We start from the raw sequence: 24,638 nt of genomic DNA, 5'->3' as shown, positions 1-24,638 counted from the left end.
ACAGCTTCCGGGCGGCCCGTGGGGCGGTCCTCGAACACCGGTCCGCAGTCGATGCACAAGCGTTGCCAACAGGCCCTGAGGTCTTGAGATGTGGGACGCGGGATCGGTCGTGGGGCCAGGCGGGGATTAGTCTCGGGACTGTGCAGGCTCAGGCTCAGTACCCCGCCCACTGGGAGGCCGATGTCGTCCTCGCGGACGGCGGCACGGCCCACGTCCGCCCGATCCGCCCCGCCGACGCCGACCGGCTGCGCGCGTTCTACTCCCGCCTGTCCGACGAGTCGATCTACTTCCGCTTCTTCGGGCCGCGCCCGCGGCTGTCGGACAAGGAGGTGGCCTGGTTCACGACCGTGGACTACGTGGACCGGGTCGCGCTGATCGCCACCATCGGCACCGAGATGGTGGCCGTCATCCGCTACGACCGGATGAGTCCCACCGAGGCCGAGGTGGCGTTCCTGGTCGAGGACGCCCACCAGGGCCGCGGCGTCGCCTCGGTGCTGCTGGAGCACCTGGCCGCCACCGCGCGCGAACGCGGCATCGAGCGCTTCGTCGCCGACGTGCTGCCCGCGAACATGAAGATGATGGGCGTGCTGCGCCAGGCCGGCTACACCGCCGAGAGCAGCTTCGCCGACGGCGTGGTCCGCATGACCCTCGACCTCACCCCGACCGAGACCTCGGCCGAGGTGACGGCCTCGCGCGAGCACCGCGCCGAGGCGCGCTCGATCGCCCGGCTGCTCACGCCCGGCTCGGTGGCGGTGATCGGCGCCTCGCGCGAGCCGGGCGGCGTCGGCCAGGCCGTGCTGCGCAACCTGCTGGCCGCCGACTTCACCGGCCCCGTCTACCCGGTCCACCGCGAGGTGCGGGCCGTGGCGGGCGTGCGTGCCTACCCGAGCGTGTCGGCCATCGACGACACCGTGGACCTCGCCGTGGTGGCCGTGCCCGCCGAGAGCGTGGCCGACGTGGTCAAGGAGTGCGCGGAGAAGGGCGTCCACGGGCTCGTCGTGGTGTCGTCCGGGTTCGGCGAGACGGGCGAGGAGGGGCGGGCCCGCCAGGACGAGCTGGCGCGCATCGCCCGCGCGTACGGGCTGCGCATGGTCGGCCCCAACTGCCTGGGCATCGCCAACACCGACCCGGCCGTGCGGCTCAACGCCACGCTCGCGGCGACCGTGCCCGGCCGGGGGCGGGTGGGGTTCTTCAGCCAGTCGGGCGCGCTGGGCACGGCGCTGCTCCAGCGGGTGGCGCAGCGCGGCATGGGCATCTCGTCGTTCGTGTCGGCGGGCAACCGGGCCGACGTGTCGGGCAACGACCTGCTCCAGTACTGGGAGGAGGACGCCGCCACCGAGGTGATCCTGCTCTACCTGGAGTCGCTGGGCAATCCGCGCAAGTTCACCCGGCTGGCCCGCCGCATCTCCCACACCAAGCCGGTCGTCGTGGTCAAGAGCGGCGGCACCCCGGCCGGGCACTCCGCGCGGGAGCTGCGGCTGCCCGACTCGGCGATCAGCTCGCTGTTCGAGCAGGCCGGCCTGATCCGCGTGGACGACCTCATCCAGCTCTTCGACGTGGGCCAGCTCCTCGCCTACCAGCCGCTGCCCGCCGGGCCGCGGGTCGGCCTGGTCACCAACTCCGACGCCCTCGGGCTGCTGGCCGCCGACGCCTGCGTGGCCGCCGGCCTGTCGCCCCGGCCGCCCGCGAACCTGGGCGCCTCGGCCGGGGCCGCGGAGTACGGCGCGGCGCTGGCCGGGCAGCTCGCCTCGGCCGAGGTGGACGCGGCCATCGTGATCTACACGCCGCCAATCCCCGGGGCCGGGGAAGAGGTGGCGGCCGAGCTGCTGCGGGTCGCCGAGGAGTCCGGCAAACCCGTGCTGGCGACGTTCGAGGGGCATCTCGGGATGCACCCGGCTCTCCGGGTGGGCGCCACGCCGACACGGGGGCCCGGGGCGGCGCGGGCCACGCCCTCGCGCGGCTCCATCCCGTCGTACGCGGCGCCGGAGGAGGCCGTGCGGGCCCTTGCCCACGTCGTGCGGTACGCCGCCTGGCGCTCGCGGCCCGTCGCGCCGCCGCCGGAGCTGGCGGACGTCGACACGGCCCGCGCCCGCGACCTGGTCACCCGGGCCCTCGCGACCGGGCAGGACACCGAGGTGGACGCCGCCGAGCTGCTCTCCTGCTACGGCCTGGACGTGTGGCCGGCCGAGGTGGTGCGCTCGCCGGACGAGGCGGTCGAGGCCGCCCGGCGGCTGGGCTGGCCCGTGGTGCTCAAGGTCGCCGACCCCGACGCCTCCCGCCGGGCCGGCACCGTACGGCTCGGCCTGGAGAGCCCCGACAGCGTCCGGCACGCGTACACCGAGTTCGCGGGCCGCCTCGGCGAGGGCGTGGAGCTGGCCGTGCAGCGCATGGCGCCCCAGCCCGCGGTGCCGACGGTGGTGGGCGTCGTGGAGGACCCGGCGTTCGGGCCGATCGTGTCGTTCGGGCTGGGCGAGGTGACGGCGCGGCTCCTGCTCGACCAGGGCTTCCGGCTCGCGCCGCTCACCCGGGAGGACGCCGCCGGGCTGGTGCGCTCGGTGCGGGCCGCGCCGCTGCTGTTCGGCGAGTACGGCTACCCGCCGGTGGCGGTCGGCGCCCTGGAGGACCTGCTGGTACGGGTCGGGCGGCTGGCCGGCGACCTGCCCGAGGTGGCCCGGCTGGACCTCGACCAGGTGCTGGTGGGGGAGTCGGGCGTCATCGTGCTCGGCGCCCGCGCCACGGTCCGCACGCCGCCGGGCCCGCGCCTCGACGGAGGCCCGCGCCGCCTGTCCTGACGGGCGTCGAGGCGTGGCCGTACGACTTGAGACGTTATAGAGCGTTATGTACGGCAGGTGAGGGCGGCGCGCCGTCCTGGCAGGATGGACCCATGAGGGAAACCCGAGTCTCAGCCGCGGGCCTGCGCGAAGCGATCGAGCGCAGCGGCTACTATCCCGACCTCGTCACCGATGCGGTCGAATCCGCGCTGGGCAAGGAGGCCGTGACCGCCTTCGTGGTCCATCATGAGGCGACGTTCGACCCGGCCATGGAGGTGCGCAGGCACGTCACCGTCCTGGTGCTGACCGGCACCCGGCTCCTGGTGTGCCACACCGACGAGCACCCGGCCGTCGAGGGCGTGTCCGCCTCGCACGCCTCCACCACCACCGAGGCCGTGCGGCTCAGCCGCATCCAGTCCGTCGCGGTCACCCGGGTCGTCCCCGACCCCGCCTCCTACGCGCCCGGGGTGCCGCCCACCGAGGCGACGCTCACGATCGGCTGGGGCGCCATCGCCCACGTCGACCTGGAGCCCGCCACCTGCGGCGACGAGAACTGCGAGGCCGACCACGGCTACACCGGCGCCATCACGGCCGACGACCTGTCGCTGCGCGTCAGCGAGGCCGCCGACGGGCCCGAGGCGGTCTCCCACGTGCTCGCCTTCGCCAAGGCCCTGTCGGAGGCCACGGCCCGCGCCGCCTCCTGACCGCCCCGCGGCCTGCTTCCGGCTCGCGGTTGACGCTTCCCGGTCGCGGCCGGCACCGGAAGGCGCCCGTGTCACAGAGGGCTGCCGCCCGTACCGGAAAGGCGCCCGCGTCACAGAGGCACCCCGTGCCGGAGAGGCGGCCCGTCATGAGTCGGTGGCGGCCGGCGCCCCAAGGCCGGCGGAAGGCCGGCGGGTACAGCTGCGCGGGCCGGTCGGTGCGGCCGCGTAGGCCGGCGCGTACGGCCGCGCGGGTCGGCCGGTCGCGCCTCGGAACGGCCGCCGTACGCCGCTAAGCTCGGAGGATGGCCGACACCGCCCCTCTGCTCCCCGCGTACGGCGGGTCGTCGCTGGCGGACCTGCCCCGAGCGCTGCTGGCGGCCCTCGGCCCCGCCGTCCTCGCCCTCGGCCCCGGCCCGGGCCCCGCCGGGCCCGGCCAGATCCGTGTCGAGCCCGCCCGCGCCGTCTGCGTCCTGCTGGTCGACGGCCTCGGGGCCGAGGCGCTGCGCGCCCACGCCGGCGCCGCGCCGTTCCTCTCCCAGGGCATGCGGCCGGTGACCGGCGCGCCGCCGCTGACCGCCGGGTTCCCCGCCACCACCGTCACCAGCCTGTGCTCCCTGGGCACCGGCCTGACCCCCGGCGAGCACGGCATGATGGGCCTGACCCTGGCCGTGCCGGACACCGGCCTGCTGTTCAACGCCCTGCGCTGGTCCACGCGCGACGGGCTGGTCATGGACCCGCGGGTCTGGCAGCCCGCGCCCACCGTGTTCGAGCGGGCCCGCGACGCGGGCGTCCTGGCCGCGTACGTGGCGCCGGGCGAGTTCGCGGGCACCGGCCTGACCGAGGCCGTCTACCGGGGCGTGCGCCACCTCGCCGCCGCCACCGTGGACGAGCGCGTCGAACGGGCTCGCGAGGCCCTGCGCGAGCCGCCCGCCTACGTGACCGTCTACTACGGCGACCTCGACGCCGCCGGCCACGAGAGCGGCTGGGGGAGCGAGGAGTGGCTGCGGCGGCTCGCGACCGCCGACCGGCTCGCCGAGCGGCTGGCCGGGGCGCTGCCGGACGGCTGCGCCCTGTACGTCACCGCCGACCACGGCATGGTCAACGCCACCGGCAAGCTCGACGTGGAGGGCGATCCGGCGCTGCGGCACGGGGTGGCCATGCTGGGCGGCGAGGCGCGGGCCCGCCACGTGTACGCCGAGGAGGGGGCCGCCGCCGACGTGCTGGCGGCCTGGCGCGAGCGGCTGGCCGGCCAGGCGTGGGTGGTGCCGCGCGAGGAGGCGGCCGAGGCCGGGTGGTTCGGGCCCGCCGTACGGGCCGAGTGGCTCCCGCGCCTCGGTGACGTGCTGGCCGTGCCGTACACCGGCCTGGCTCTGGTGGCGCCCCGCGCCCACGCGCACGAGGCGGCCTTCGCCGGCTACCACGGCTCGATGACGGCCGCCGAACAGTACGTGCCGCTGCTGGAGGCGAGCACCCGTTGACCGGTCCCGCGCGCGGGACGCCCGACCATGAGGAGCCGAGATGAGCCCGCTGATCACCCCCGCCGAACTCGCCGCGCTCGACGGCGTGACCGTGCTGGACACCCGCTCGCCGCTCGGCGCCCGGCCCGGGATCGAGCTGTACCGGGAGGGGCACCTGCCGGGCGCCGTCTACTGCGACGTGGACGCCGACCTCGCCGCCCCGGCCGGCCCCGGCGGCCGGCACCCGCTGCCCGAGGCGGCGCCGTTCGAGGCCGCGATGCGGCGGCTCGGCGTGAGCGACACCCGGCCGGTGGTCGTCTACGACGACGCCGGCTCGACGATCGCCGCGCGCGCCTGGTGGACGCTGCGGTACTTCGGCCACCAGGACGTCCGGGTGCTCGACGGCGGCCTGCCCGCGTGGGTGGCGGCGGGGCTGCCGACGGCGACCGAGTTCCCCGAGGTCGAGCCGGGGGACTTCACCGCCAAGCCCGGCGGCATGCCCATGCTCACGGCCGACGAGGCCGCGGCGCTGGCCGATGACGGGGTGCTGCTCGACGCCAGGGCCGCCGAGCGCTACCGCGGCGAGACCGAGCCGATCGACCCGGTGGCGGGGCACATCCCGGGCGCGGTGTCGGCGCCGACGGTGGGGAACGTGGGCCCGGACGGCCGGTTCCTGTCGCCGGAGGAGTTGCGGGAGCGCTTCGCCGGGCTCGGGGTGAGCGAGGGGGTGCGGGCCGGGGCCTACTGCGGGTCGGGGGTGACGGCCGCGCACCAGGTGCTGGCCATGGAGCTGGCGGGGCTGCCGGCCGCCCTGTACGTCGGTTCGTGGTCGAACTGGGTGGCCGACCCGACGCGCCCGGTCGCGACCGGCTGACCCGGACCCGCTCGGTCCCGCCCGGCTGCGGTCGGCTGACCCGGCCCCGCCCGGCCGGTCGGCTGACCCCGACCCGCCCGGTCGCGGTCAGGCGGGGGGTGTGACCGGGCGGTGGCCCGCGCCGAAGCAGGCGAAGCCCGGCACCTCCGTCTTGGCCGAGGCCGCCGCCAGCGCGGACGCGGGCGGCTCCCCGCGGGCCAGCAGCTCGTGGAAGAGCGTCATGACGGCCAGCGCGTCGTCGTCGCGCACCGGCACCATCCCGGCGACGACGCAGGCCGTACCCCTGGCCAGGAACGCCCCGGCCAGCCCCAGCGGCGCGCCCTCGGCGGGAACGCGCGCCATCCCCGAGTCGCACGCCGACAGCACCACGAGCCCCGGCGAGCGGGGCAGCCGCAGCAGGTCGTACGCCATGAGCGGCCCGTCGTCGAGGGTGATGGACGACAGCAGCGGGCTGCGCGCGTGGAACACCCCGTGCGCCGCCAGGTGCAGCACGTCCGCGGCGGCCAGCGCCTCCGTCACCGGCCCGGTCCGGGCGGGCACCTCACGCCCGCGCGGATGGCCGGCCAGCACGCGGTCCACCTCGGTACGGGCGTGCGCCAGCCCGGGTCCCGCGGCGGCGGCCACCACGGGTGCGCGGTCCGGGACGGGCGCGCGCCGTCCGGCCGCCAGCCAGGCCGCCGCGCTCGCGGCCACGCTCACCGGACGCCCGCGCAGGCAGGGCAGCGCGGCCCACGGCACGGTGTGCAGCACCCCGGCGGGCACCACCACCAGCGGCCGGTCGGCGATCTCGGGCTCGACGGGCCGCAGGAGCAGCCGTTCGACCTCGTCCGCCGCCTCCCGCACCGGCCCGCCCGGGGCGAGGGCGCTCCGCTCGTCCACCGGCGGGCCGTCGCCCAGGGTGTGGCGGCGCAGCGCGTACCGCAGGCGGACGACCGCCTCGGCGACCTCCTCCAACCGCCCCAGCCGCCGCACCAGGACGCGCTCCTCCGCCACCACCACGACGAGCAGCGACGCCGCCTCCACCACGAACTCCACCAGAACGGCCCCGCCGCGCGCCGCCACCCCGGCGCCACTCCCCGCGGGCGCGGCTCCGCCTTCCGCACCGCTCCCACCGGCCGCGATCCCGCCCTCTGCGCCCTCGGCACGTCCCCCGGTCCCGTCCTCTGCCCTCTCGGCACGTCCCCCGGGCCCGCCCTCCGCGCCCACGGCACGTCCACCCGATGCGGCCTCCGCCAGGGCGGACCGTACCTCGCCCACGTCGGGCACGTACGCCTCCGGAGCGGCCACGGCCCGCCAGCGCTCGGCCCAGGCGAACACCTCGGCCGCGCCCCGATCCCGCGCCGCCAGCCGCAGCCCGAGCCCGGCGAGCCGCTCGCCCGCCCGGGCCATGTGCGCCCGCAGCCCCGGGTCCTCGAACGCGCCGGCCTGGCTCCGCGCCTCGGCCAGCCCCTCGCGGGCCGCGCGCAACGCGGCGTCCGTGTCACCCCGCAGCTCCGCCTCCAGCGCCAGCGCGTGCTGCCGCACCAGCCCCGGCACCTGCCGCCGCGGGGGAGGACCGGGCTCTCCGCCGATCAGCTCCTGGAGCGCCGGAGGCAGCGCCGCCACCTTCCGCGCCGGCACCTTCTTCCGCGCGCCCACCCCGCCCCCGCCGGCCCCACCGCCTTCCGCCCCACCGCCTTCCGCCCCGCGGTCACCCGCACCGCGGTCACCCGTCCTGCGGTCACCCGCACCGCGGCGCTCCTCATCGTGGCCCCCGGTCCCGCACCCTTCCGGGATCACCACGGCGTTCGAGCAGGCCGGGGCGGGTTCCTCCACGGGCGCGCTCGTCAGCTCGGCGAGCTGGCCCAGGACCGCGGGCCGGTCGCCCAGGGCGAGGGCGGTCTCGGCCGCCTCCAGCCGCAGGGCCGCGCCGCCCGCCTGGTGCGCGGGGTCGCGTTCCAGCTCCCCGGCGCACGCCACCAGCTCCGCCACCAGCCCGGGCGCGGGCCCGTCCAGGGCCAGCCGGGCGCGCAGCAGGACCTCGCGGGCGAGCGGCAGCCAGGAGACGCGCCCCTGCGCCTCCAGTTCCCGTCCCGCCCGGGCGGCGAGCGCAAGCGCCCGCCGCGGGTCGCCCGTCAACAGCTCCGCCCGGGCCAGCTTCAGCCGCGCGTCGGCCAGCGCCACGTGCGCCCCGGACGCCTCCAGATCGGGTACGGCCCGGCTGAGCAGTTCGCGCGCCTCGCCGGGCTGCTGGGCCGCCAGCAGGGCGCCCGCGAAGTCCGCCCGCATCGTCGCCAGCCGCTCGGCGAAGCCGAACAGCGCCTCCTCGGCCTCCCGGTAGTGCGCGAAAGCGCCCGCGACGTCGCCCCGCCGTACGGCCATGAAGGGCAGGTTGGCGGCGGCCAGGCGGGCGAGGTGGTCGAGCCCGGCCTGCCTGGCCAGCTCCAGGCAGGCGGTGACGTCGCCCATGGCCGCGTCCCACTCGCCGAGGAAGGCGCGCACCAGCCCCCGGTTGAGCAGCCCGCCCGCCAGGAACCGGTGGTCGTCGCCGTCGCCGGGCGCCGCGGCCAGGATCTCGACGGCGCGGTCGCAGGCGGCCACGGCCTCCCGGTACCGGCCGAGATGGGCCAGGGCCACGGCGCGCTGGGTGTCGAGCTTGGCCCGGTCGAGGGACGACAGCGCGGGCCAGGCCAGGGCCGCGATGCGCAGCGCCTGCAAGGGGTGCCCGCGCTCGGTGCGTACGGTGACCAGCGACAGCCGCGCCTGGGCCAGCCGCTCGGGCGGAGCGCCGGACGTGGCGACGGCGCGCCGCAGGTGGCGCTCGGCTGCCGGGAGGTCGCCGAGCTCGCGCGCGGCCAGTCCCATGGCCCTGAGGGCCACGACGGCCGCCTCCGCCACACCCCGGGCTTCGGCGGCCGACAGGACGGCCTGGGCCGTGCGCATGGCCCGAGCGGGATCGACGACCGAGCGCAGCACCGCCGCCTCGGCCGTCCCCACCAGGCCATGCGCCACCGCCCCGCCGATCGGGGGGTCCTGCGTCACGGCCGTATGCGCACCCACCTGGTCTGGACGGGTGGTTGGCCGGGACGGTGGCAGACCACGCTGAGCCAGCCCGGCGGCAGGCCCGTGGCCGCGAAGTGGCCGGTGCGGGCCAGGCGTCGGGTCAGCGTCAGATGAGGGGTGCGGACGTCGACGTGGCTGCCCTCTCCGGGATGCGGGGCGATCTGCCCCGCCACGTCGATGAGCCCGTCACCCACGGTCACCTCCAGGTCGAAGGTCAGTCCGGCCGCCACGAACCGGACCATCTTGCAGCCGTCCGCGCTTCGCACCTCGCGTGAGGCGGGGCACTCCGCAGGCACGGCGGTCACCGCTTGAGGGACCCGGAGCCCGTAGGCGTCGCGGGCGGCAGCGGAGACGTGTTCTGGGAGCGGGTCGTGCCCGGCGGCAAGACGAAGCGCCGCCAGGAAATACTCTTCGTTGATCATTGCACCGTCTCCTGTTGGTGGATCAGAGTGCGCAATCTCTCCAGGCACCGCGATCTGGTTGGACCCACGCTGCCCACAGGCACGCCCAGTCGCCCCGCCACCTGCCGGTTGCCGCAGTCGGCGGCCACCAGCTGGAGCAGGGTGCGGCATGGTTCGTGCAGGCCAGAGACCGCATTCCAGAGCCGGCGGCTGATGTCGGCCTCCAGGACGGCCGCCGCCGGATCAGGGTCGCCGGGCACGACCTCAGGCAGGGGAACGCCGGGACGTCCCTTCCTGAGGATCAGCAGCGCCTCACGACGAGTGGTCGTCGCGAGCCATGCGCCTATGCCCGAGGGGTCCCTGATGGTGTGCAGATGCTCCAACAGGCGCAGCCACGCTCCCTGTACTGCGTCCGCCGCATCTGCTTCGCTCAAGCCACAGGCGCGGGCGGTCGCCCACATCCTGGGTCCGTACCTGGACTCGAGCATGTCCCAGGCCCTCTGGTCGTCGTCGGCCGCCGCCTTGAGCAACTCACCTGAGTCACGTGGCTCGTGCACGCGGCCTCCTTCGCCCGGTCTACGAGGCTGCCTCCTCGTAACTGGCCGAGGACTGAGCGTAAACTCTACAGACTCGACGGGACGAGAGACCCCAGATCAGGGATTTGCCTGGCCCTCGCCGGGTCCAGCAGGAGCCTGGCCGCCTCCTGCGCCGGCCGCTCCCGCGCGGCGTCGGCGATCGCGCCCGCCACCAGGGCGGCGGCGAAGGACGTCCCGCTCCACGCCGCGTACCCCTCGAACTCCCCGGTCTCCAGATAACTGCTGGTCAGCCACTCGCCGCGGGCGCACGCGTCGACCCAGGTGCCGTGGGCGGTGAACGGCGCCGGACGCTGCTCGGCGGCGTCCACCGCGCCCACCGCGATCACCCCCTGCAGGGCGGCCGGCCAGAACGGCCGGTCGTCGGCGGTGTTGCCGGCGCAGGCCACCTTCACCGTGTCGGGCAGCCCCTTGAGCGCGTCGGCCAGCAGGGGCGGCGGGCGGTCGTCGAAGGTGTAGCAGCCAAAGGACAGGTTGATCACCTGGGGCGCCCGCTCCCGCATGCGGTTCAGCGCCCGGATCACCGTCGCCTCGTCGCCGATGCCGTCGCCGTCGAGGACCCGCCGCGCGCACAGCGACACGCCCGGCGCGCCGCGCAGGATGAGCCCGGCCAGGAACGTGCCGTGACCGGCCTGCGTGCCCTCGGCGGCGTCGCCGTCGTCGCGGCCGAGTTCGCCGTACCACTCGCTGGACTCCCACCACGGATGCTTGGCGACGCCCGTGTCGAGCAGGCCCACGAGCACGGACGAGCGGCCCTTGGCGGGCCGGCTCGGGGCCGGGCGCGCCGGGAACGGCCGCGACGCCGGGCCGCCGAAGAACAGCGGCTGGCCGGCGACCACGTGGTTGGGCGAGGCGCGGAAGCCCCGGTCCCGGAGGTCCCGGGTGATCTCGCAGACGTCGACGCCACGCGACAGATGGATCACGCAGACGCCGTCGCCCTCGGAGACCGCCTGGGTCCAGCGCGCCGCCGAGGACAGGGAGCTGCGATCGGTGAGCACCTGACCTGGGCGGATGAGCGCCTCGCCGGCATATTCGATGTCCATGTGCCGGTACCTATCCCCGAGGTGGCCCGGTGTCACGTGCCACAGCCGCAACAAGTTGGTATGGGCCCCCTCTGGTGCCGGATTGCGACCGACGGTAGTCTCTCCCTAGTCACTTGTGATCATCCCAGGACGAGGCCGTTGGGGAAGGCGCACCTCGTACCGAAACGGGAGGTCCGGTGTCTGCTCGTGGCGTGCTCTACGTCCACTCGGCTCAGCCCGCGCTGTGCCCTCATATCGAATGGGCGGTCGCGGGTGTCCTTGGCGTGCCCGTGGACCTGACGTGGACGCCGCAACCAGCCGCGCCCAACGTCGTGCGGGCGCAGGCGGAGTGGGAGGGCCGCCCCGGCATCGCGGCCGCCATCACGTCCTCACTCATGGGCTGGCAGCGCATCAGGTTCGAGATCACCGAGGACGCCTCGCCGGGCGTCGACGGGTCCCGCCACGCCTACACGCCGACGCTCGGCGCCTTCAGCGCGGTGATCGGGGCGGCGGGCGACATCATGATCCCTGAGGACCGCTTGCGCACGGTGATGATGATGGCTGCCCAGGGGCGGTGCGTGCTGGAGGACGAGCTGGACAAGCTGCTCGGCAGGCCGTGGGACGAGGAGCTGGAGCCGTTCCGCTACGCGGGCGACGGCGCCCCGGTCCGCTGGCTGCACGCCGCCGTCTGACCTGCCGTCCGACGTAGCCGTCTGGCCTAGCCGTCCGACCCAGCCGTCCGACCTTGCCGGCTGACCTTGCCGGCTGACCGCGCCGTCCGCCCTTGCCACCTACCCGGGGGGCGTCCCCCGGCCGGATGCCCGTCAACGCCGATGGGCTCCGCACCTGGGGAAGGTGCGGGGCCCATCGGCGTCGGCCGTGGTCACAGCGGGATGTTGCCGTGCGCGCCGCGGGCCGGGGTGGCCTGGGCGAGCACCTTGGCGATCGCGCCGCGCGTCTCCTTGGGCTCGATGACCTCGTCGATCACGCCGAGGTCCTGCGCGCGGGCCAGGCCGCCGGCCAGCTTCTCGTGCTCCTCGGCCAGGCGCTGCTCCAGCTCCGCCCGCTCCTCCTCGGGCGCCGCCGCCAGCTCGCGCCGCTTGAGGATGCGCACCGCGGCCACCGCGCCCATGACCGCGACCTCGGTCGTCGGCCAGGCGAACACCTTGGTGGCGCCGAGCGCGCGGGAGTTCATCGCGATGTACGCGCCGCCGTACGCCTTGCGGGTGACCAGCGTGACCCGCGGCACGGACGCCTCGGCGAAGGCGTGCAGCAGCTTGGCGCCGCGGCGGACCACGCCGTCGTGCTCCTGGCCGACGCCCGGCAGGTAGCCGGGGACGTCCACGAGCACGACCAGCGGTACCCCGAAGGCGTCGCACATGCGCACGAAGCGGGCGGCCTTCTCCGCGGAGGTCGCGTCGAGGCAGCCGCCGAGCCGCATCGGGTTGTTGGCGATCACACCGACGGTGCGGCCGCCGAGCCGGCCGAGGGTGGTGACGATGTTGGGCGCCCACTTGGGGTGCAGCTCCACACCCGGCTCGTCGAGCAGGCCGTTGACCAGCGGCTTGACGTCGTAGGCGCGGCGCGCCGACTCGGGCAGCAGGCTGGAGAAGTCGACCTCGTCCACGGCGGAGGCGCGCACCCGGCCCTGGTGGCCGAGCAGGACGGCGAGCTGGCGCGCCTTGAGCAGCGCGTCGGTCTCGGTCTTGGTGACGACGTGGACGACGCCGCTGCGCTTGCTGTGGGGCTCGGGGCCGCCCAGCGCCGCGCTGTCGACGTCCTCGCCGGTGACGCTGCGCACCACGTCGGGGCCGGTGACGAAGATGCGGCCGGAGTCGGCCAGCACGACCAGGTCGGTGAGCGCCGGGCCGTAGGCGGCGCCGCCCGCGGCGGGGCCCACGACCACGGAGATCTGCGGGACGACGCCGGACGCCTTGGTCATGGCGGCGAAGACCCGGCCGACGGCGTGCAGCGACTCGACGCCTTCGGCGAGTCGCGCACCGCCGGAGTGCCAGATCCCGATGACCGGCACCCGCTCTCGGACGGCCACGTCGTAGGCGTGCACGATGTGCTCGCAGCCCTCGCTGCCCATCGCGCCGCCCTGGAAGCGGGCGTCACTGCAGAAGGCGACGACGGGGACACCCTCGACGCGGCCCATCGCGGCGAGCACGCCGCTCTTGTCCTCGGCAGTGATCAGCCGCAGCGAGCCCTCGTCGAGCAGCGCGGCCAGGCGGACGGCGGGGTCGCGGGGATCAGCTGGCTCCTGGTCGGAGCCGCTGGTCACCGCCCTGTTGTCGAGCACGGTCATTCAGGCCCCTTGGAAGACGACGGTGGCGTTGTGACCGCCGAACCCGAACGAGTTGTTCACCGCGGCGATGTCGCCGGCGGGCAGCTCGCGGTTGGCGCCGTGGACGATCTCCACCTCGATCCCGTCGTCGAGATCGGAGATGTTGATCGTCGCGGGGACGATCCGCTCCTGCAGCGCCTTGATGGTGAACACGGACTCGATGCCGCCCGCGCCGCCCAGCAGGTGGCCGGTCATGGACTTGGTCGAGGTGACCAGCGGGTGGGTGCCGATGGCCTTGGCGACCGCCTGCACCTCGACGACGTCGCCCGCCGGGGTCGAGGTGGCGTGGGCGTTGACGTGCTTGACGTCCAGGCCGGCGATGTCGGCGTCGTTGAGCGCCTGGGTCATCGCCATGATGATGCCCCGGCCCTCCGGCTCCGGCTGGGTGATGTGGTGGGAGTCGGCGGAGTAGCCGACGCCCGCGGCGTAGGCGTAGATCCGCGCGCCCCGCGCCCGGGCGTGCTCCTCGGACTCCAGCACGATGATGCCGGCGCCCTCGCCGAGCACGAAGCCGTCACGCTCGCGGTCCCAGGGCCGCGACGCGCCGGCCGGGTCGTCGTTGCGGGTGGACATGGCCCGCGCGGCGGCGAAGGCCGCCACGTTGAGGCCGTGGATCGCGGCCTCGGTGCCGCCGGCCACGACGACGTCGGCGCGGCCGGACCTGATCATGTCCATCGCGTAGCCGATGGCCTCGGCGCCGGAGGCGCAGGCGGACACGGTGGCGTGCACGCCGGCCTGGGCTCCGAGGTCGAGGCCGATCCACGCGGCCGGGCCGTTCGGCATGAGCATCGGCACGGTGAACGGCGAGAGCCGGTTCCAGCCGCGCTCCTTGTAGGTGTCGTAGGCCGACAGCGTCGTGTTGATGCCGCCGATGCCGCTGGAGACCACGACGCCGAGCCGCTCGGGCGCGACGCCGGGAGCGCCCGCGTCCTGCCACGCCTCGCGCGCCGCCACGAGGGCGAACTGCTCGCTGCGGTCGAGGCGGCGGGCTTCCGGCCGGGGCAGCACCTCGGCCGGGTCGACCGCGGCCGTCCCCGCGAACTTCACGGGGACGGTGTCGACCCAGTCCTCGGTGATGGTCTTGACGCCCGACTGACCGGCGAGGAGCGCCGACCAGGTCGAGGTGACGTCTCCACCGACGGGCGTGGTCGCGCCGAGCCCGGTGACGACGACACGTACCCGGTTTGCACTCACGTTTCGCGCTCCTTGTCGATCAGAAGGGTGAAGGTTCACGCGATCGGCGGCCCGAAGGCCGCGACGATCGTCAGTTCTGGATGAAGTTCAGGACGTCCTTGACCGTCTTCAGGTTCTTGAGCTGGTCGTCGGGAATCTCGACGCCGAACTCGTCCTGGGCGGCCACGGCGATCTCGACCATGGACAGGGAGTCGATGTCGAGGTCGTCCACGAAGCTCTTCTCGGGCGTCACCTCGGAGGCCGGAATGCCGGTGATCTCGTTGATGATCTTGCCGAGGCCCTCGAGGATCTCCTGCTCGGTGGCAGCCATGTCGTCGTTCTCCTTTGGGTTCTATCTGGATCTGCACGGCTCGCGCCGTACAAGCTGTGACCGGTACGGCGGGAGCCGTACCGGATCCTACGGAACCTCGATCACTTGGCCCGCATAGGTGAGGCCGGCGCCGAAGCCCAGGACGAGCGCGAGGTCGCCGGAGCGGACCTCGCCGCGCTCGATCATGCGCGAGAGCGCCAGCGGGATGGACGCCGCCGAGGTGTTGCCGGCGGTGACGATGTCCCGCGCGATCACGGCCTTGTCGGCGCCGAGCTTGCGGGCGATCGCCTCGATGATGCGCAGGTTGGCCTGGTGCGGCACGAACGCGGCCAGCTCTGACGGGTCGACGCCGGCGCGCTCGCACGCCTCCCTGGCCACCGGGTGCAGCGCGGTGGTGGCCCAGCGGAACACCGCCTGGCCCTCCTGGTGGAGGCTGTCGTTGCGGTCGTTGATGATGATCGCGTCGGACCTGTCGCCGGCGCTGCCCCACACGACCGGACCGATCCCCGGCGTGTCGGACGGGGCCACCACTGCGGCCCCCGCGCCGTCGGCGAAGATCACGGCGGTGGAGCGGTCGGTCGGGTCCACCCACTGCGACAGCTTCTCGGAGCCGATGACCAGCACGTTGCGCGCCGAGCCGCCGCGGACGGCGGCGCTGGCGGTGGCCAGCGCGTAGCAGAAGCCGGCGCAGGCGGCGTTGACGTCGAACGCGCCGGGCGACTCGATGCCGAGCCGGTGGGCCACCACGGCGGCGGCGTTGGGGATCTGCGTCTCCAGCGTGCAGGTGGCGACGATCACCAGGTCGATGTCGCTCGCCGACAGGCCGCTGGCCGCCAGCGCCTTGCCGCCGGCCTGGACGGCCATGTCCTCGACCGACTCGCCCTCGGAGGCGATGCGGCGCTCGCGGATGCCGACCCGCGACTGGATCCACTCGTCGTTGGTGTCCATGACCTTGGCCAGGTCGTCGTTGGTGACGATGGTGGCCGGCTGGTAGTGGCCGAAGGCCAGCACCTTCGCGCCGGGCGCGACGTCGGGGATCCTCACTTGATCAGCTCCTTGGCCGCGTCGAGGTCGTCGGGGGTCTTCAGCGCGACGGTCGGCACGCCCCGCAGCGCGCGCTTGGCCAGGCCGGTCAGGGTGCCGCCGGGCAGCAGCTCGATGATCGCGGTGACGCCCTGCTCGGCCATCGTGGCCATGCACAGGTCCCACCGGACGGGGCTGCTGACCTGCTTGACCAGCCGGTCGAGGAAGTCGGCGCCGCTCGTGACGGCCTGGCCGTCGGCGTTGGACAGCAGCCGGACGGCCGGGTCGGCGGGCGTCACGCCGAGCGCGGCGTCGCGCAGGGTGGCGACGGCCGGAGCCATGTGGACGGTGTGGAAGGCGCCCGCGACGGCCAGCGGGCGCAGCCGGGAGCGCTCGGGCGCGTCGTCCTGGAAGGCGGCGAGCTGCTCCAGCGTGCCGCCGGCGACGATCTGGCCGGCGCCGTTGATGTTGGCGGGGGTCAGGCCGTGCCGCTCGATGGCGGCGAGCACCTCGGCCTCGTCGCCGCCGAGCACGGCGGTCATGCCGGTCTCGGTGACGGCCGCGGCCTTGGCCATGGCCTGGGCGCGCTCGCGGACCAGCGCGAGGGCCTGCTCGGCGGTGAGCGCCCCGGCGAGGACGGCGGCGGCGAACTCGCCCACGCTGTGCCCGGCCACCAGGTCGGGCCGGACGCCGAGCGCCTCGGCGGAGGCCAGCGCGGCGGCCACGAGCAGGGGCTGGGCGACCGCGGTGTCGCGGATCTCGTCGGCCCCGGCCGTCGTGCCATAGGTGATGAGGTCCAGGCCCACGACCTCGGACCACCCGGCGAGCCGGTCGGCCAGACCCGGCAGCTCAAGCCAGGGTGTCAGGAAACCTGGGGTCTGGGCGCCCTGGCCCGGAGCGACGATTGCAAGCACAAAAACCACCATGCCCTGTAGAGGTTCGACACGCGGCTAAGGATCCGTACGAACTTTGTCCAACACCTTTTGTAGAGTTTCTACAGTGGGGGTTTCGGGATGATTACGTTAGGGCCCGCCACGTCAGGGCGCTCTCCGAGAGCCGCCCCAGAATGAGGCCGACCTGGAGGGTGAAGGCCGAGCGGCCCTCGGTCGGCTGGTAGCCGGTCAGCTCCGTGATCTTGCGCAGGCGGTAGCGGACCGTGTTGGGGTGGACGAACAGCAGCCGCGCCGTCGCCTCCAGCGACGTGCCCTGCTCCAGGTAGGTGGCCAGCGTGTCGAGCAGCGGCGTGCCCGCCAGCGGCAGGTAGACGTTCTCCACGAGCTGCTCGCGGGCGTCCTCGTCGCCGTCGAGCGCCCGCTCGGCGAGCAGGTCGTCGGCGTGCACGGGCCGGGGCGCGTCGGGCCAGCCGGACGACGCCTTCAGCCCGGCCAGGGCGGCCCGCGCGGAGCGCGCGGCGGCGTGCAGGTCGGGCACCTCGGGGCCGATGACGATCGGCCCCGGACCGAAGCGGGCCACCACCTGCCGGGCCGCGTCGTTGACGCTGCCCGCGCCGCCCACGATGACGATCAGCCGGTCGGCCTGCACCCCGGCCAGTAGGTCCATGCCGATGCGGCGGCCCTTCTCGCGCAGCCCGTCGATCACCGCGCGCGGGTCGTCGTCGGGGGCGTGCCCGGCGATGACCACCACGGGGGAGGAGGTCCAGCCGAGCGCGGCGGCCCACGAGTGGAGCCCGTCGTCGACCTCGCCCCGCACCAGCGCGTCGACGATCAGCGCCTCCAGCCGGGCGTCCCAGGAGCCGCGCGCCTCGGCCTCGCGCGCGTAGACCTGGGCGGCGGCGAAGGCCACGTCGCGGGTGTAGCGGAGCATGGCCTGCTGGAGCTGGTCCTCGCCGCCGGGCGCGGCCAGCTCGTCGCTCTGCGCCTCGACGACCTCCACGACGATGCGCACGATGTCGACCGTCTGCTGGAGCGAGATCGAGCGCTTCAGCTCGCGCGGCGCCGTGCCGAAGAACTCGATGCTGGGCGTCGGCCGGTCCTCGCCGGCGTGCTGGAACCACTCCACGAACGCGGCGATCCCGGCCTGCGCCACCAGGCCCACCCAGGAGCGGTCCTCGGCGCTGAGCGCGCGGAACCACGGCAGCTGCTCGTCCATGCGCGCCATGGCCGCCGTGCCGAGCGCGCCCATGGCGCGCTCCAGCCTGCGGGTGGTGTCCTCCCGGGTCCGGTCCGTCACGCCTCTAGAGTGCCAGGTCCGGTGAGATGACCGCGACGAGCACCCTCACGGGCGCTGTTCAGATGACGGCGACGGCGGTGATCAGGCCGATGGCCACGTGGGTGGCGGCCAGCAGCCGGGTGCCCGGCTGCACCTCGGGCTCCTTGACCAGGTCGCGGACCGAGATGCCGACCACCTTGTCGAAGACCATCATCGCCACGGTCTGCACCACGATGCCGACCAGGCCGAAGACCGCCGTGCCGGCCAGGCCCTCGACGAGGCGCCCGCCGGAGGACCAGATCGAGGCCGCCACGATGAGCCCCACGGCGATCATGGCGGAGGTGGCGAGCAGGGTGGCGTTGGGGTTGCGCTCGGTGCGGATGATCGAGCTGAGCTTGCCGGGGGTGGCCAGGTCGATCACGTAGAAGCCGATGATCAGCAGCGCCACGCCGACGGCGGCGTACGCGGCGATGGCGCCCGAGCCGCGGGCGAGGGTTTCCAGCAGGGTCATGATCGCTCGATTCGGTGGGGGACGAAGGAGGAGGTGTCATCGGTGATGAGGCCCGTGGTCTCACGGATGCCCAGGCCGGCCGCCTCGTCGGCGACCACCCACGCGCCCAGCACCGGCCGCTGGCCGTCGAACTCGGGCAGGGCCTCGAAGGCCTGGTGGACGAAGCCCTCGCGGCCGTACTCGCCCGGCGTCTCGTGGGCGCCGCCGGGGGTGACGACGCGCATCGACGCACCCTCCCTGCCGAGCAGCGGCTTGACGATGTACGAGGTCAGGTCGCGGGGCCCGTCGAGGTAGGCGGGCAGCAGGTTGGGGTGGCCCGGGTACAGCTCCCACAGCACGGCGAGCAGTGCCTTGTTCGACAGCAGGACCTTCCACAGGGGCTCGATCCAGGTGCCGTGCCGGACGGCGTGCCGCCCGAACGGGTCGGCCAGCATCCACTCCCACGGGTACAGCTTGAAGATCGAGCGGATCCACCGCTCCTCGACGTCGGCGAAGCGCCGGTTGAGGTCGTCCCAGCCGACGTCCTCCATGGCCACCGCCACCGTGGAGCGCCCGGCCTGCTCGGCCGTCTCCTGCAGGTAGGCGAGCGTCATCGCCTCCTCGCCGGTCTCGTCCATGGCGGTCCAGGCGAAGTGGGTGGGGCCGGGCGGCAGCGTCATGGCCGCCCAGCGGTCGACGAGCCGCTCGTGGACGGAGTTCCACTGGTCGTCGTCCGGGTGCGTGTCCTTCAGCCAGAACCACTGCGCCACCGCCGACTCCACCAGCGAGGTGGGCGTGTCGGCGTTGTACTCCAGCAGCTTGGCCGGGCCGGTGCCGTCGTAGCGCAGGTCGAAGCGGCCGTACAGGTGGGGGTCGCGCCGCTCCCACGAGCGGCGCACGTCCTCGACGGCCCACCCGGGGATGGCGAAGTCCGCGAAGCGGCCGGTCTCCACGACGTGGCCCGCGGCGCGCAGGCACATCTCGTGCAGCTCCTCGACCTGCGCCTCCAGCTCCTCGACCTCGTCCATGGAGAAGACGTAGTGGACGGACTCGTCCCAGTACGGCCGGCTCAGCCCCTCGGGGTGGGCCGCGCGGTGGTAGGCCAGCCCCTGGCTCTCGATGATCTTGTCCCAGCCCTGCCGCGGTGTGCCGTGTTCGCGCCGCACGCGTCAGCTCCCGCTGCTGGAACGGCCGCCGAAGCCGCCCCGCTGGATCGACTTGCCGCTGCGGGAGGAGATCGTCACGTCGGAGGGGCGGTAGGAGGTGCCCCCGCGCACGCGGGTGCCGACCCGGGTGCCGCCGTAGTACCAGTGGTAGGCCGAGCGGGAGCCGCCGCTGTAGTAGTGGACGGTGCCGTCGTCATCGTCGTCGCAGTAGTCGTCGTCGACGACCTCGTACGTGCCGTCGGGCAGCTGCTGGCTCATGTCGACGCAGTCGGCGGTGACGTCGTCGTCGTCCTGGGCGGCGCAGTAGGCGACGATCATGACCGAGACGATGCCGATGACGGACAACGTGACCACTTTGGACGCCATGGACCGCTGGGGCGGTTGGTGCTGCTGCGGTGGTCGCGGTTGTCCCATGAGCTCCTGCTTTCGTTGGCCGATCAGCCTATCGGGGGCCACCCGCGGCATCAATGTCGATTAGGTGACGAACCGCGCGGGGGTAGGAGTTCCCCATGACACCGGTCGAAGCCCTGCGTGAGATCGCTTTCCTGCTGGAACGGGCCGGCGAGCCCACCTACCGCGTGCGTGCCTTCCGCCGCGCCGCCGCCGTGGCCGAGTCGACCCCTCACGCCGAGCTCGTACGGCTGGCCGGCGCGGGCGGCCTCGCGGACCTGCCCGGCATCGGCAAGGTCACCGCCCTGGCCATCACCGAGGCGCTGGACGGCGAGGTCCCCGCGTACCTGCGCAGGCTGCGCGCCACCGAGGGCACGGACCTGGACGACGAGACGGCGGCGCTGCGCGCGGCGCTCAAGGGCGACCTGCACAGCCACTCCGAGTGGTCGGACGGCGGGTCGCCGATCGAGGAGATGGCCGCGACCGCCCGCGCGCTCGGCCACGAGTACTGGGCGCTGACCGACCACTCGCCCCGGCTGACGATCGCCAACGGCCTGTCGCCCGCCCGGCTGCGCCGCCAGCTCGACCAGGTCGAACGGCTCAACGAGCGGCTGGCGCCGTTCCGGATCCTCACCGGCATCGAGGTGGACGTCAACCTCGACGGCACCCTCGACCAGGAGCCCGAGCTGCTGGAGCGCCTCGACGTGGTCGTCGCCAGCGTCCACTCCAAGCTGCGCATGAACCGCCACGAGATGACCCGCCGCATGGTCGCCGCCGTGGCGAACCCGCACGTGGACGTGCTCGGCCACTGCACGGGACGCGTCGTGCGCGGCGGCGGGCGGCGCGGCGGGGTGCGGCCGGAGTCGGAGTTCGACGCCGAGGTCGTCTTCGAGGCGTGCCGCCGGTTCGGGGTGGCCGTGGAGATCAACTCGCGGCCGGACCGGCTCGACCCGCCCAAGCGGCTGATGCTGCTCGCGCACGAGACGGGGTGCGACTTCGCGATCGACTCCGACGCGCACGCGCCGGGGCAGCTCGACTGGCAGCGGTTCGGGTGCGAGCGGGCGGCCCGGTGCGGGATCGAGGCCGCCAGGATCGTGAACACCTGGCCGGTGGAGGAGCTGCTGTCCTGGACGCGCCGGGGTTCGTGACCGCCCGGGCCGGACGCGGCGGCGCTGCGAGGGGTCATGACGCGTGACCGGCGCGGGAGACCCTGCTGGCGCGGAGGTGAGGGGACCGTGGCCGGGGCGCCGCGGGACGCGTGATTGTCGGTGGCGGCGCGTAGCGTCGCGGTCGTGAACCGTACCGACCGGCTGTACGCGCTCGTCGAGGACCTGCGCGCGATCTCCCCACGCTGCCGCTCGGCGCGCGAGCTCGCCCGCCGGTTCGAGGTGAGCGTCCGCACGATCGAGCGCGACATCATCGCGCTCCAGGAGTCCGGGGTGCCCATCCACGCCGAGCCGGGCCGCAGGGGCGGCTACGCGCTCGACAAGGCGATGTCGCTGCCCCCGCTCAACTTCACCCCGGCCGAGGCGGTGGCCATCGCCCTGGCCCTCAGCAGGTCGGGCGACCAGCCGTTCGGGCGGCAGGCGCGCAGCGCGCTGCGCAAGGTCGTGGCCGCGATGCCCGGCCGCGAGGGCGAGCTGGCGCGCGAGCTGGCCCGCCGGGTGCGCGTCGTGGCCGACCCCGGCGACGACGGCACGGGCGCCCGGCTGCTCGGCGCCGCGGGCGTCTCACGGGCGATCGAGGAGGCGCTGCTGCGCCGCCGCGTGCTGCGGCTGGAGTACGCCGACGCCAAGGGTGCGCTGACCTCGCGCGACGTGGAGCCCGGCGTGTTCCTGGGCGGGCGTGGCGGTTACTGGTACCTCGTCGGATGGTGCCGGTTACGCGACGACGTGCGGGTCTTCCGGCTCGACCGCATCGCCTCGGCCGGCGTCACGGGGGAGCGCTGCCCCGACCGGCCGCTGGAGGGCTTCACGCCCGACCTTCCGGAGATGGCGCTGCACGGCACGGTTCTCGATCAGTAGCTCGAAAATCCGGCGGAAACACCGACATAGGGCTGTCGTCTCACCGTGGGATCGTCATTGTGTTCGATAACGGAGTGCGGGTCATGAGCCAGGGTCTCCCACCTGAGTCATGAGCCGCGGCGAGCCGCCGCCGGCGCCTTCCCCGCCGGCCCCCACTCGCCCCGGCTCGTGACGGGCCGCGCGGTCCATGCGCCGCGCGGCCCCCGTCCCTGGACTCGCCGCCGACCGCCGAGCGGCGGCGCGTCCAGGGCCCTGTTCGCCTCACTCAAGGATGCGGTCAGAAGGCGGCCGCGGCGAGCCAGCGGTCCAGGAAGGGGCGGTCGCCGAAGACGGTCAGCGCGGGGGCGAAGCGCCTGCCGTACAGCATGAGCAGCAGGTCACGCGCGGTGCCGCGGACGGCCGCGTCGGCCTTGGCGTGGCCGCGCGTCCAGGTGATCACGCCCTCGGGGCCCTGGGTGACGGTCCACTCGCCCGTGCCCTCCGGCGAGCCCGCCGGCGGGTCGGTGGCGTGCAGGTGGATCGTGGCGCCCTCCGCGCCGAGCCCGGCCAGGCGGCGGGTGATCCAGGCGGCGTGCGGCAGGTTGCCGAGGAGCTCCTCGACGCCGTCCAGCGCCGCCGCCACGGGCACCGACGGCTCGACGCCCAGGGCGAGCTCGGCGTCGATCCGGTGGACCAGCAGCTCGAACGTCATCCGCCGCGCCCAGTACGCCGCCGACTGGTCGCCGCCCCACGACCACACCCGCGTGGCCGGGTCGGTGGCCCGCAGCGTGTCCAGCAGCTCGGCGGCGCCCCGCGCCAGCCAGGCCGGGTCGCCGCTCGCGCCCTCGGGCAGGCCGTTGGGCACCTGCCGCGACCAGATCCGTTCCTGGACCCGGTCGCGCAGGATGTGGGTCACCCACCGGTGCGTGGTGCCGACGTGGGTGATCAGGTCGGCGACGGTCCATCCGGGACAGGCGGGCACCGGCGTGCCGGGGTCGGCGCCGCTCGCCAGCTCGACGAGCCGGGCCGCCTCACCCTCGATCAGCGTGGGATAGTCGGTCACGGTCCCGAGCCTAGACGGGGGGCCGCTCAGGTCGCCTCGCAGACGGAGCCCCGGGCCGGGAGCTTGCCGCTGAGCAGGTAGGCGTCGATCCGGCGCTGGATGCAGCGGTTGCCCGACGTGTACGCGCCGTGCCCCTCGCCCTCGTACGTCAGCAGCCGCGCGGTCCCCAGCTCCTTGGTCAGGCGCGGCGCCCACTGGTACGGCGTGGCCGGGTCGCCCTTGCCGCCCACCACGAGGATCGGACCAGACCCGGCGGCGTTCACGCGCCGCGCCTGGTCGCTGCCCGGCACCGGCCAGAACCGGCACAGCCCGCCCGAGCCCTCGCCGCCGAACAGCGGCGAGATCCCGGTCGAGCGCTCCCACGTGCGGCGCAGCTGCGCGTCGTCGGGCCGCTCGGCGGAGTCCACGCAGGTGATGGCCGGGAAGCTGGACATCTGGGTGCTGTAGTGACCACGCTGGTCACGCCCGGTGTAGGAGTCGGCCAGGAACATCAGCGCCTCGCCCCGTCCCTTGATCGCCGCGGCGATCGCCTTCTCCAGGAACGGCCACGACAGCTCCGAGTACAGGGCGGCGGCCACGCCCGTGGAGGCCAGGCCCTGGGTGAGCTGCCGGCCGTCCACGGTGAGCGGCCGGGTGACGAGGCGGTTCATGAGCTGGTCGACGTTGGCGTTGGCGGCCTTGACCGACTTGCCGAAGTCGCAGCCCTCCTTCACGCAGTCCTTCAGGAAGGTCTCGTACTCCCGCTGGAAGCCGCGCGTCTGCGCGATCGTGCGCTCCGAGAACGTGATCGACGGGTCGAGCGGGGCGTCGAGCACCATCCGGCCGACGTTCTTCGGGAACAGGGTGGCGTACACGGCGCCGAGCTGCGTGCCGTACGACATGCCGAAGTAGTTGAGCTTGGGGTCCTTGAGCGCGACCCGCAGCCGGTCCATGTCGCGGGCGGCGTTCACGGTGCCCACGTACGGCAGGACCCGGCCGGCGTCGCGCTGGCAGAGCCGGGCGAACTCCTTGTTGGCGGCCTGCCCGGCCAGGCGGGTCTGCTCGGTGAGCGGCAGCGTGTTGAGCGACACCCAGCGGTCCATGTCGGCGTCGGAGCCGCAGCGCACGCCCGCGCTGCGCTCGACGCCGCGGGGGTCGAAGCTGACGAGGTCGTAGCGGCCGCGCAGCGACTCGAACTGCTTGGCGGCCTGGTCGAGGGTGTCCACGCCGGATCCGCCGGGACCGCCGAAGTTGAACACGAGCGAGCCGAGGCGGTGCTTGCCGGTGGCCGCGATCTTGATGAGCGCGAGCTGGATCGTGTCGCCGCCGGGGTTGTTGTAGTCGAGCGGCACGGCGAGCTTGGCGCACCTGACGGAGGAGTCCTGCTGCGCCGGGGTCTGGCCGCCCGGCCGTTTGATGTCCGTGCACGGCCCCCACACGATGGGCGGTACGGCGCCCTTGGGATCGGTGTCGGGTTTCGCCGTGCCCGCGCAGGCGGTGGCGGACACGGCCAGCGCGGCGGTCACGGCCAGGACATGACGCATGAAAGCTCCCCCTCGACTCTCAGGGGGAAGTAGTGCCCACAATACGTGAGACTCCACCAGGAACGGTGTGAGGCGCCGCGCCCGTCGGGAACGCGT

The 24,638-nt window shown here is 74.4% G+C and carries 22 protein-coding genes; 7 read left to right on the top strand and 15 right to left on the bottom strand.

The window, feature by feature from the left end; genetic code table 11:
- The first annotated feature begins 140 nt into the window (after window positions 1-140).
- From HT134_RS22995 to HT134_RS22980, 4 genes are all read left to right on the top strand, one after another.
- A complete protein-coding gene (locus HT134_RS22995; protein WP_312888341.1) occupies window positions 141-2,792 on the top strand; it encodes a bifunctional acetate--CoA ligase family protein/GNAT family N-acetyltransferase in 2,652 nt (883 codons plus the stop codon).
- 92 nt (window positions 2,793-2,884) lie between these two features.
- A complete protein-coding gene (locus tag HT134_RS22990; RefSeq protein ID WP_175588167.1) occupies window positions 2,885-3,475 on the top strand; it encodes a DUF5998 family protein in 591 nt (196 codons plus the stop codon).
- 302 nt (window positions 3,476-3,777) lie between these two features.
- Entirely contained in the window at window positions 3,778-4,953 is a 1,176-nt protein-coding gene (locus tag HT134_RS22985) for an alkaline phosphatase family protein (protein WP_175602502.1), read from the top strand.
- Between the two features lie 40 nt (window positions 4,954-4,993).
- Complete coding sequence (locus tag HT134_RS22980) at window positions 4,994-5,806, top strand: sulfurtransferase (RefSeq protein WP_175602501.1); 813 nt, start codon at window positions 4,994-4,996, stop codon at window positions 5,804-5,806.
- An 87-nt stretch (window positions 5,807-5,893) separates the two neighbouring features.
- Here HT134_RS22980 and HT134_RS47710 read toward each other — a convergent pair whose 3' ends face one another.
- The 4 genes from HT134_RS47710 to HT134_RS22960 all read right to left on the bottom strand — a co-directional run bounded on the left by HT134_RS47710 (window position 5,894) and on the right by HT134_RS22960 (window position 10,885).
- The gene (locus HT134_RS47710; protein ID WP_175602500.1) at window positions 5,894-8,827 is read right to left on the bottom strand and encodes a CHAT domain-containing protein; all 2,934 of its coding nucleotides are present in this window, start codon (window positions 8,825-8,827) and stop codon (window positions 5,894-5,896) included.
- Window positions 8,824-9,270 carry a hypothetical protein gene (locus tag HT134_RS22970; RefSeq protein WP_175602499.1) on the bottom strand — a complete coding sequence of 149 codons (447 nt, stop codon included), beginning with the start codon at window positions 9,268-9,270 and terminating at the stop codon, window positions 8,824-8,826. The genes HT134_RS47710 and HT134_RS22970 overlap by 4 nt, the downstream gene beginning before the upstream one ends.
- Complete coding sequence (locus HT134_RS22965; RefSeq protein ID WP_312888340.1) at window positions 9,267-9,806, bottom strand: RNA polymerase sigma factor; 540 nt, start codon at window positions 9,804-9,806, stop codon at window positions 9,267-9,269. The genes HT134_RS22970 and HT134_RS22965 overlap by 4 nt, the downstream gene beginning before the upstream one ends.
- Window positions 9,807-9,871: 65 nt before the next feature.
- Complete coding sequence (locus tag HT134_RS22960; RefSeq protein WP_175602498.1) at window positions 9,872-10,885, bottom strand: S8 family peptidase; 1,014 nt, start codon at window positions 10,883-10,885, stop codon at window positions 9,872-9,874.
- Between the two features lie 176 nt (window positions 10,886-11,061).
- On the opposite strand from HT134_RS22960, the gene HT134_RS22955 reads away from it, so the two are divergent.
- On the top strand, window positions 11,062-11,556 hold the full coding sequence (locus HT134_RS22955) for a DUF3145 domain-containing protein (protein WP_175602497.1): 495 nt from the start codon (window positions 11,062-11,064) through the stop codon (window positions 11,554-11,556).
- A gap of 191 nt (window positions 11,557-11,747) precedes the next feature.
- Here HT134_RS22955 and HT134_RS22950 read toward each other — a convergent pair whose 3' ends face one another.
- The 9 genes from HT134_RS22950 to HT134_RS22910 form a co-directional block, all read right to left on the bottom strand.
- A complete protein-coding gene (locus HT134_RS22950; RefSeq protein WP_175602496.1) occupies window positions 11,748-13,172 on the bottom strand; it encodes a carboxyl transferase domain-containing protein in 1,425 nt (474 codons plus the stop codon).
- On the bottom strand, window positions 13,173-14,405 hold the full coding sequence (fabF, locus tag HT134_RS22945; protein ID WP_175602495.1) for a beta-ketoacyl-ACP synthase II: 1,233 nt from the start codon (window positions 14,403-14,405) through the stop codon (window positions 13,173-13,175). It abuts the gene before it with no gap.
- Window positions 14,406-14,475: 70 nt separating this feature from the next.
- Window positions 14,476-14,715 carry an acyl carrier protein gene (locus HT134_RS22940; protein ID WP_175602494.1) on the bottom strand — a complete coding sequence of 80 codons (240 nt, stop codon included), beginning with the start codon at window positions 14,713-14,715 and terminating at the stop codon, window positions 14,476-14,478.
- 87 nt (window positions 14,716-14,802) lie between these two features.
- Window positions 14,803-15,759, bottom strand: coding sequence for a beta-ketoacyl-ACP synthase III (locus HT134_RS22935; RefSeq protein ID WP_175602493.1), 957 nt, complete (start codon window positions 15,757-15,759; stop codon window positions 14,803-14,805).
- On the bottom strand, window positions 15,756-16,652 hold the full coding sequence (locus tag HT134_RS22930) for an ACP S-malonyltransferase (RefSeq protein ID WP_175602492.1): 897 nt from the start codon (window positions 16,650-16,652) through the stop codon (window positions 15,756-15,758). Before HT134_RS22930 ends, HT134_RS22935 begins: the two co-directional genes overlap by 4 nt.
- Window positions 16,653-16,755: 103 nt before the next feature.
- Complete coding sequence (locus tag HT134_RS22925) at window positions 16,756-17,880, bottom strand: PucR family transcriptional regulator (RefSeq protein ID WP_175602688.1); 1,125 nt, start codon at window positions 17,878-17,880, stop codon at window positions 16,756-16,758.
- A 106-nt stretch (window positions 17,881-17,986) separates the two neighbouring features.
- Window positions 17,987-18,418, bottom strand: a complete 432-nt coding sequence (locus HT134_RS22920; protein WP_175602491.1) for a DUF350 domain-containing protein — start codon at window positions 18,416-18,418, stop codon at window positions 17,987-17,989.
- Entirely contained in the window at window positions 18,415-19,563 is a 1,149-nt protein-coding gene (locus HT134_RS22915) for a glutathionylspermidine synthase family protein (RefSeq protein WP_175602490.1), read from the bottom strand. The genes HT134_RS22920 and HT134_RS22915 overlap by 4 nt, the downstream gene beginning before the upstream one ends.
- A 3-nt stretch (window positions 19,564-19,566) precedes the next feature.
- Window positions 19,567-19,908 carry a hypothetical protein gene (locus HT134_RS22910; protein WP_246364997.1) on the bottom strand — a complete coding sequence of 114 codons (342 nt, stop codon included), beginning with the start codon at window positions 19,906-19,908 and terminating at the stop codon, window positions 19,567-19,569.
- 164 nt (window positions 19,909-20,072) lie between these two features.
- Between HT134_RS22910 and HT134_RS22905 the strand changes: the two genes are divergently transcribed.
- Both HT134_RS22905 and HT134_RS22900 read left to right on the top strand, forming a co-directional pair.
- A complete protein-coding gene (locus HT134_RS22905; protein WP_175602488.1) occupies window positions 20,073-21,101 on the top strand; it encodes a PHP domain-containing protein in 1,029 nt (342 codons plus the stop codon).
- Window positions 21,102-21,245: 144 nt separating this feature from the next.
- Window positions 21,246-21,977: a helix-turn-helix transcriptional regulator gene (locus tag HT134_RS22900; RefSeq protein WP_175602487.1), complete on the top strand. Its 732-nt coding sequence runs from the start codon at window positions 21,246-21,248 to the stop codon at window positions 21,975-21,977.
- Window positions 21,978-22,254: 277 nt separating this feature from the next.
- Here the strand turns inward: HT134_RS22900 and HT134_RS22895 are convergent, their stop codons facing one another.
- Both HT134_RS22895 and HT134_RS22890 read right to left on the bottom strand, forming a co-directional pair.
- Entirely contained in the window at window positions 22,255-23,019 is a 765-nt protein-coding gene (locus HT134_RS22895) for a maleylpyruvate isomerase family mycothiol-dependent enzyme (RefSeq protein WP_175602486.1), read from the bottom strand.
- Window positions 23,020-23,045: 26 nt separating this feature from the next.
- Window positions 23,046-24,542 (bottom strand): alpha/beta hydrolase, encoded by a 1,497-nt coding sequence (locus HT134_RS22890; RefSeq protein WP_175602485.1) that lies wholly within the window; start codon window positions 24,540-24,542, stop codon window positions 23,046-23,048.
- Between the last annotated feature and the right edge of the window lie 96 nt (window positions 24,543-24,638).

The organism is Nonomuraea rhodomycinica, from assembly GCF_013363995.1.
Lineage (GTDB): Bacteria > Actinomycetota > Actinomycetes > Streptosporangiales > Streptosporangiaceae > Nonomuraea > Nonomuraea rhodomycinica.
The sequence above is the reverse complement of the archived record's forward strand: the minus strand, read 5'-3'. Positions and strand labels throughout refer to the sequence as shown.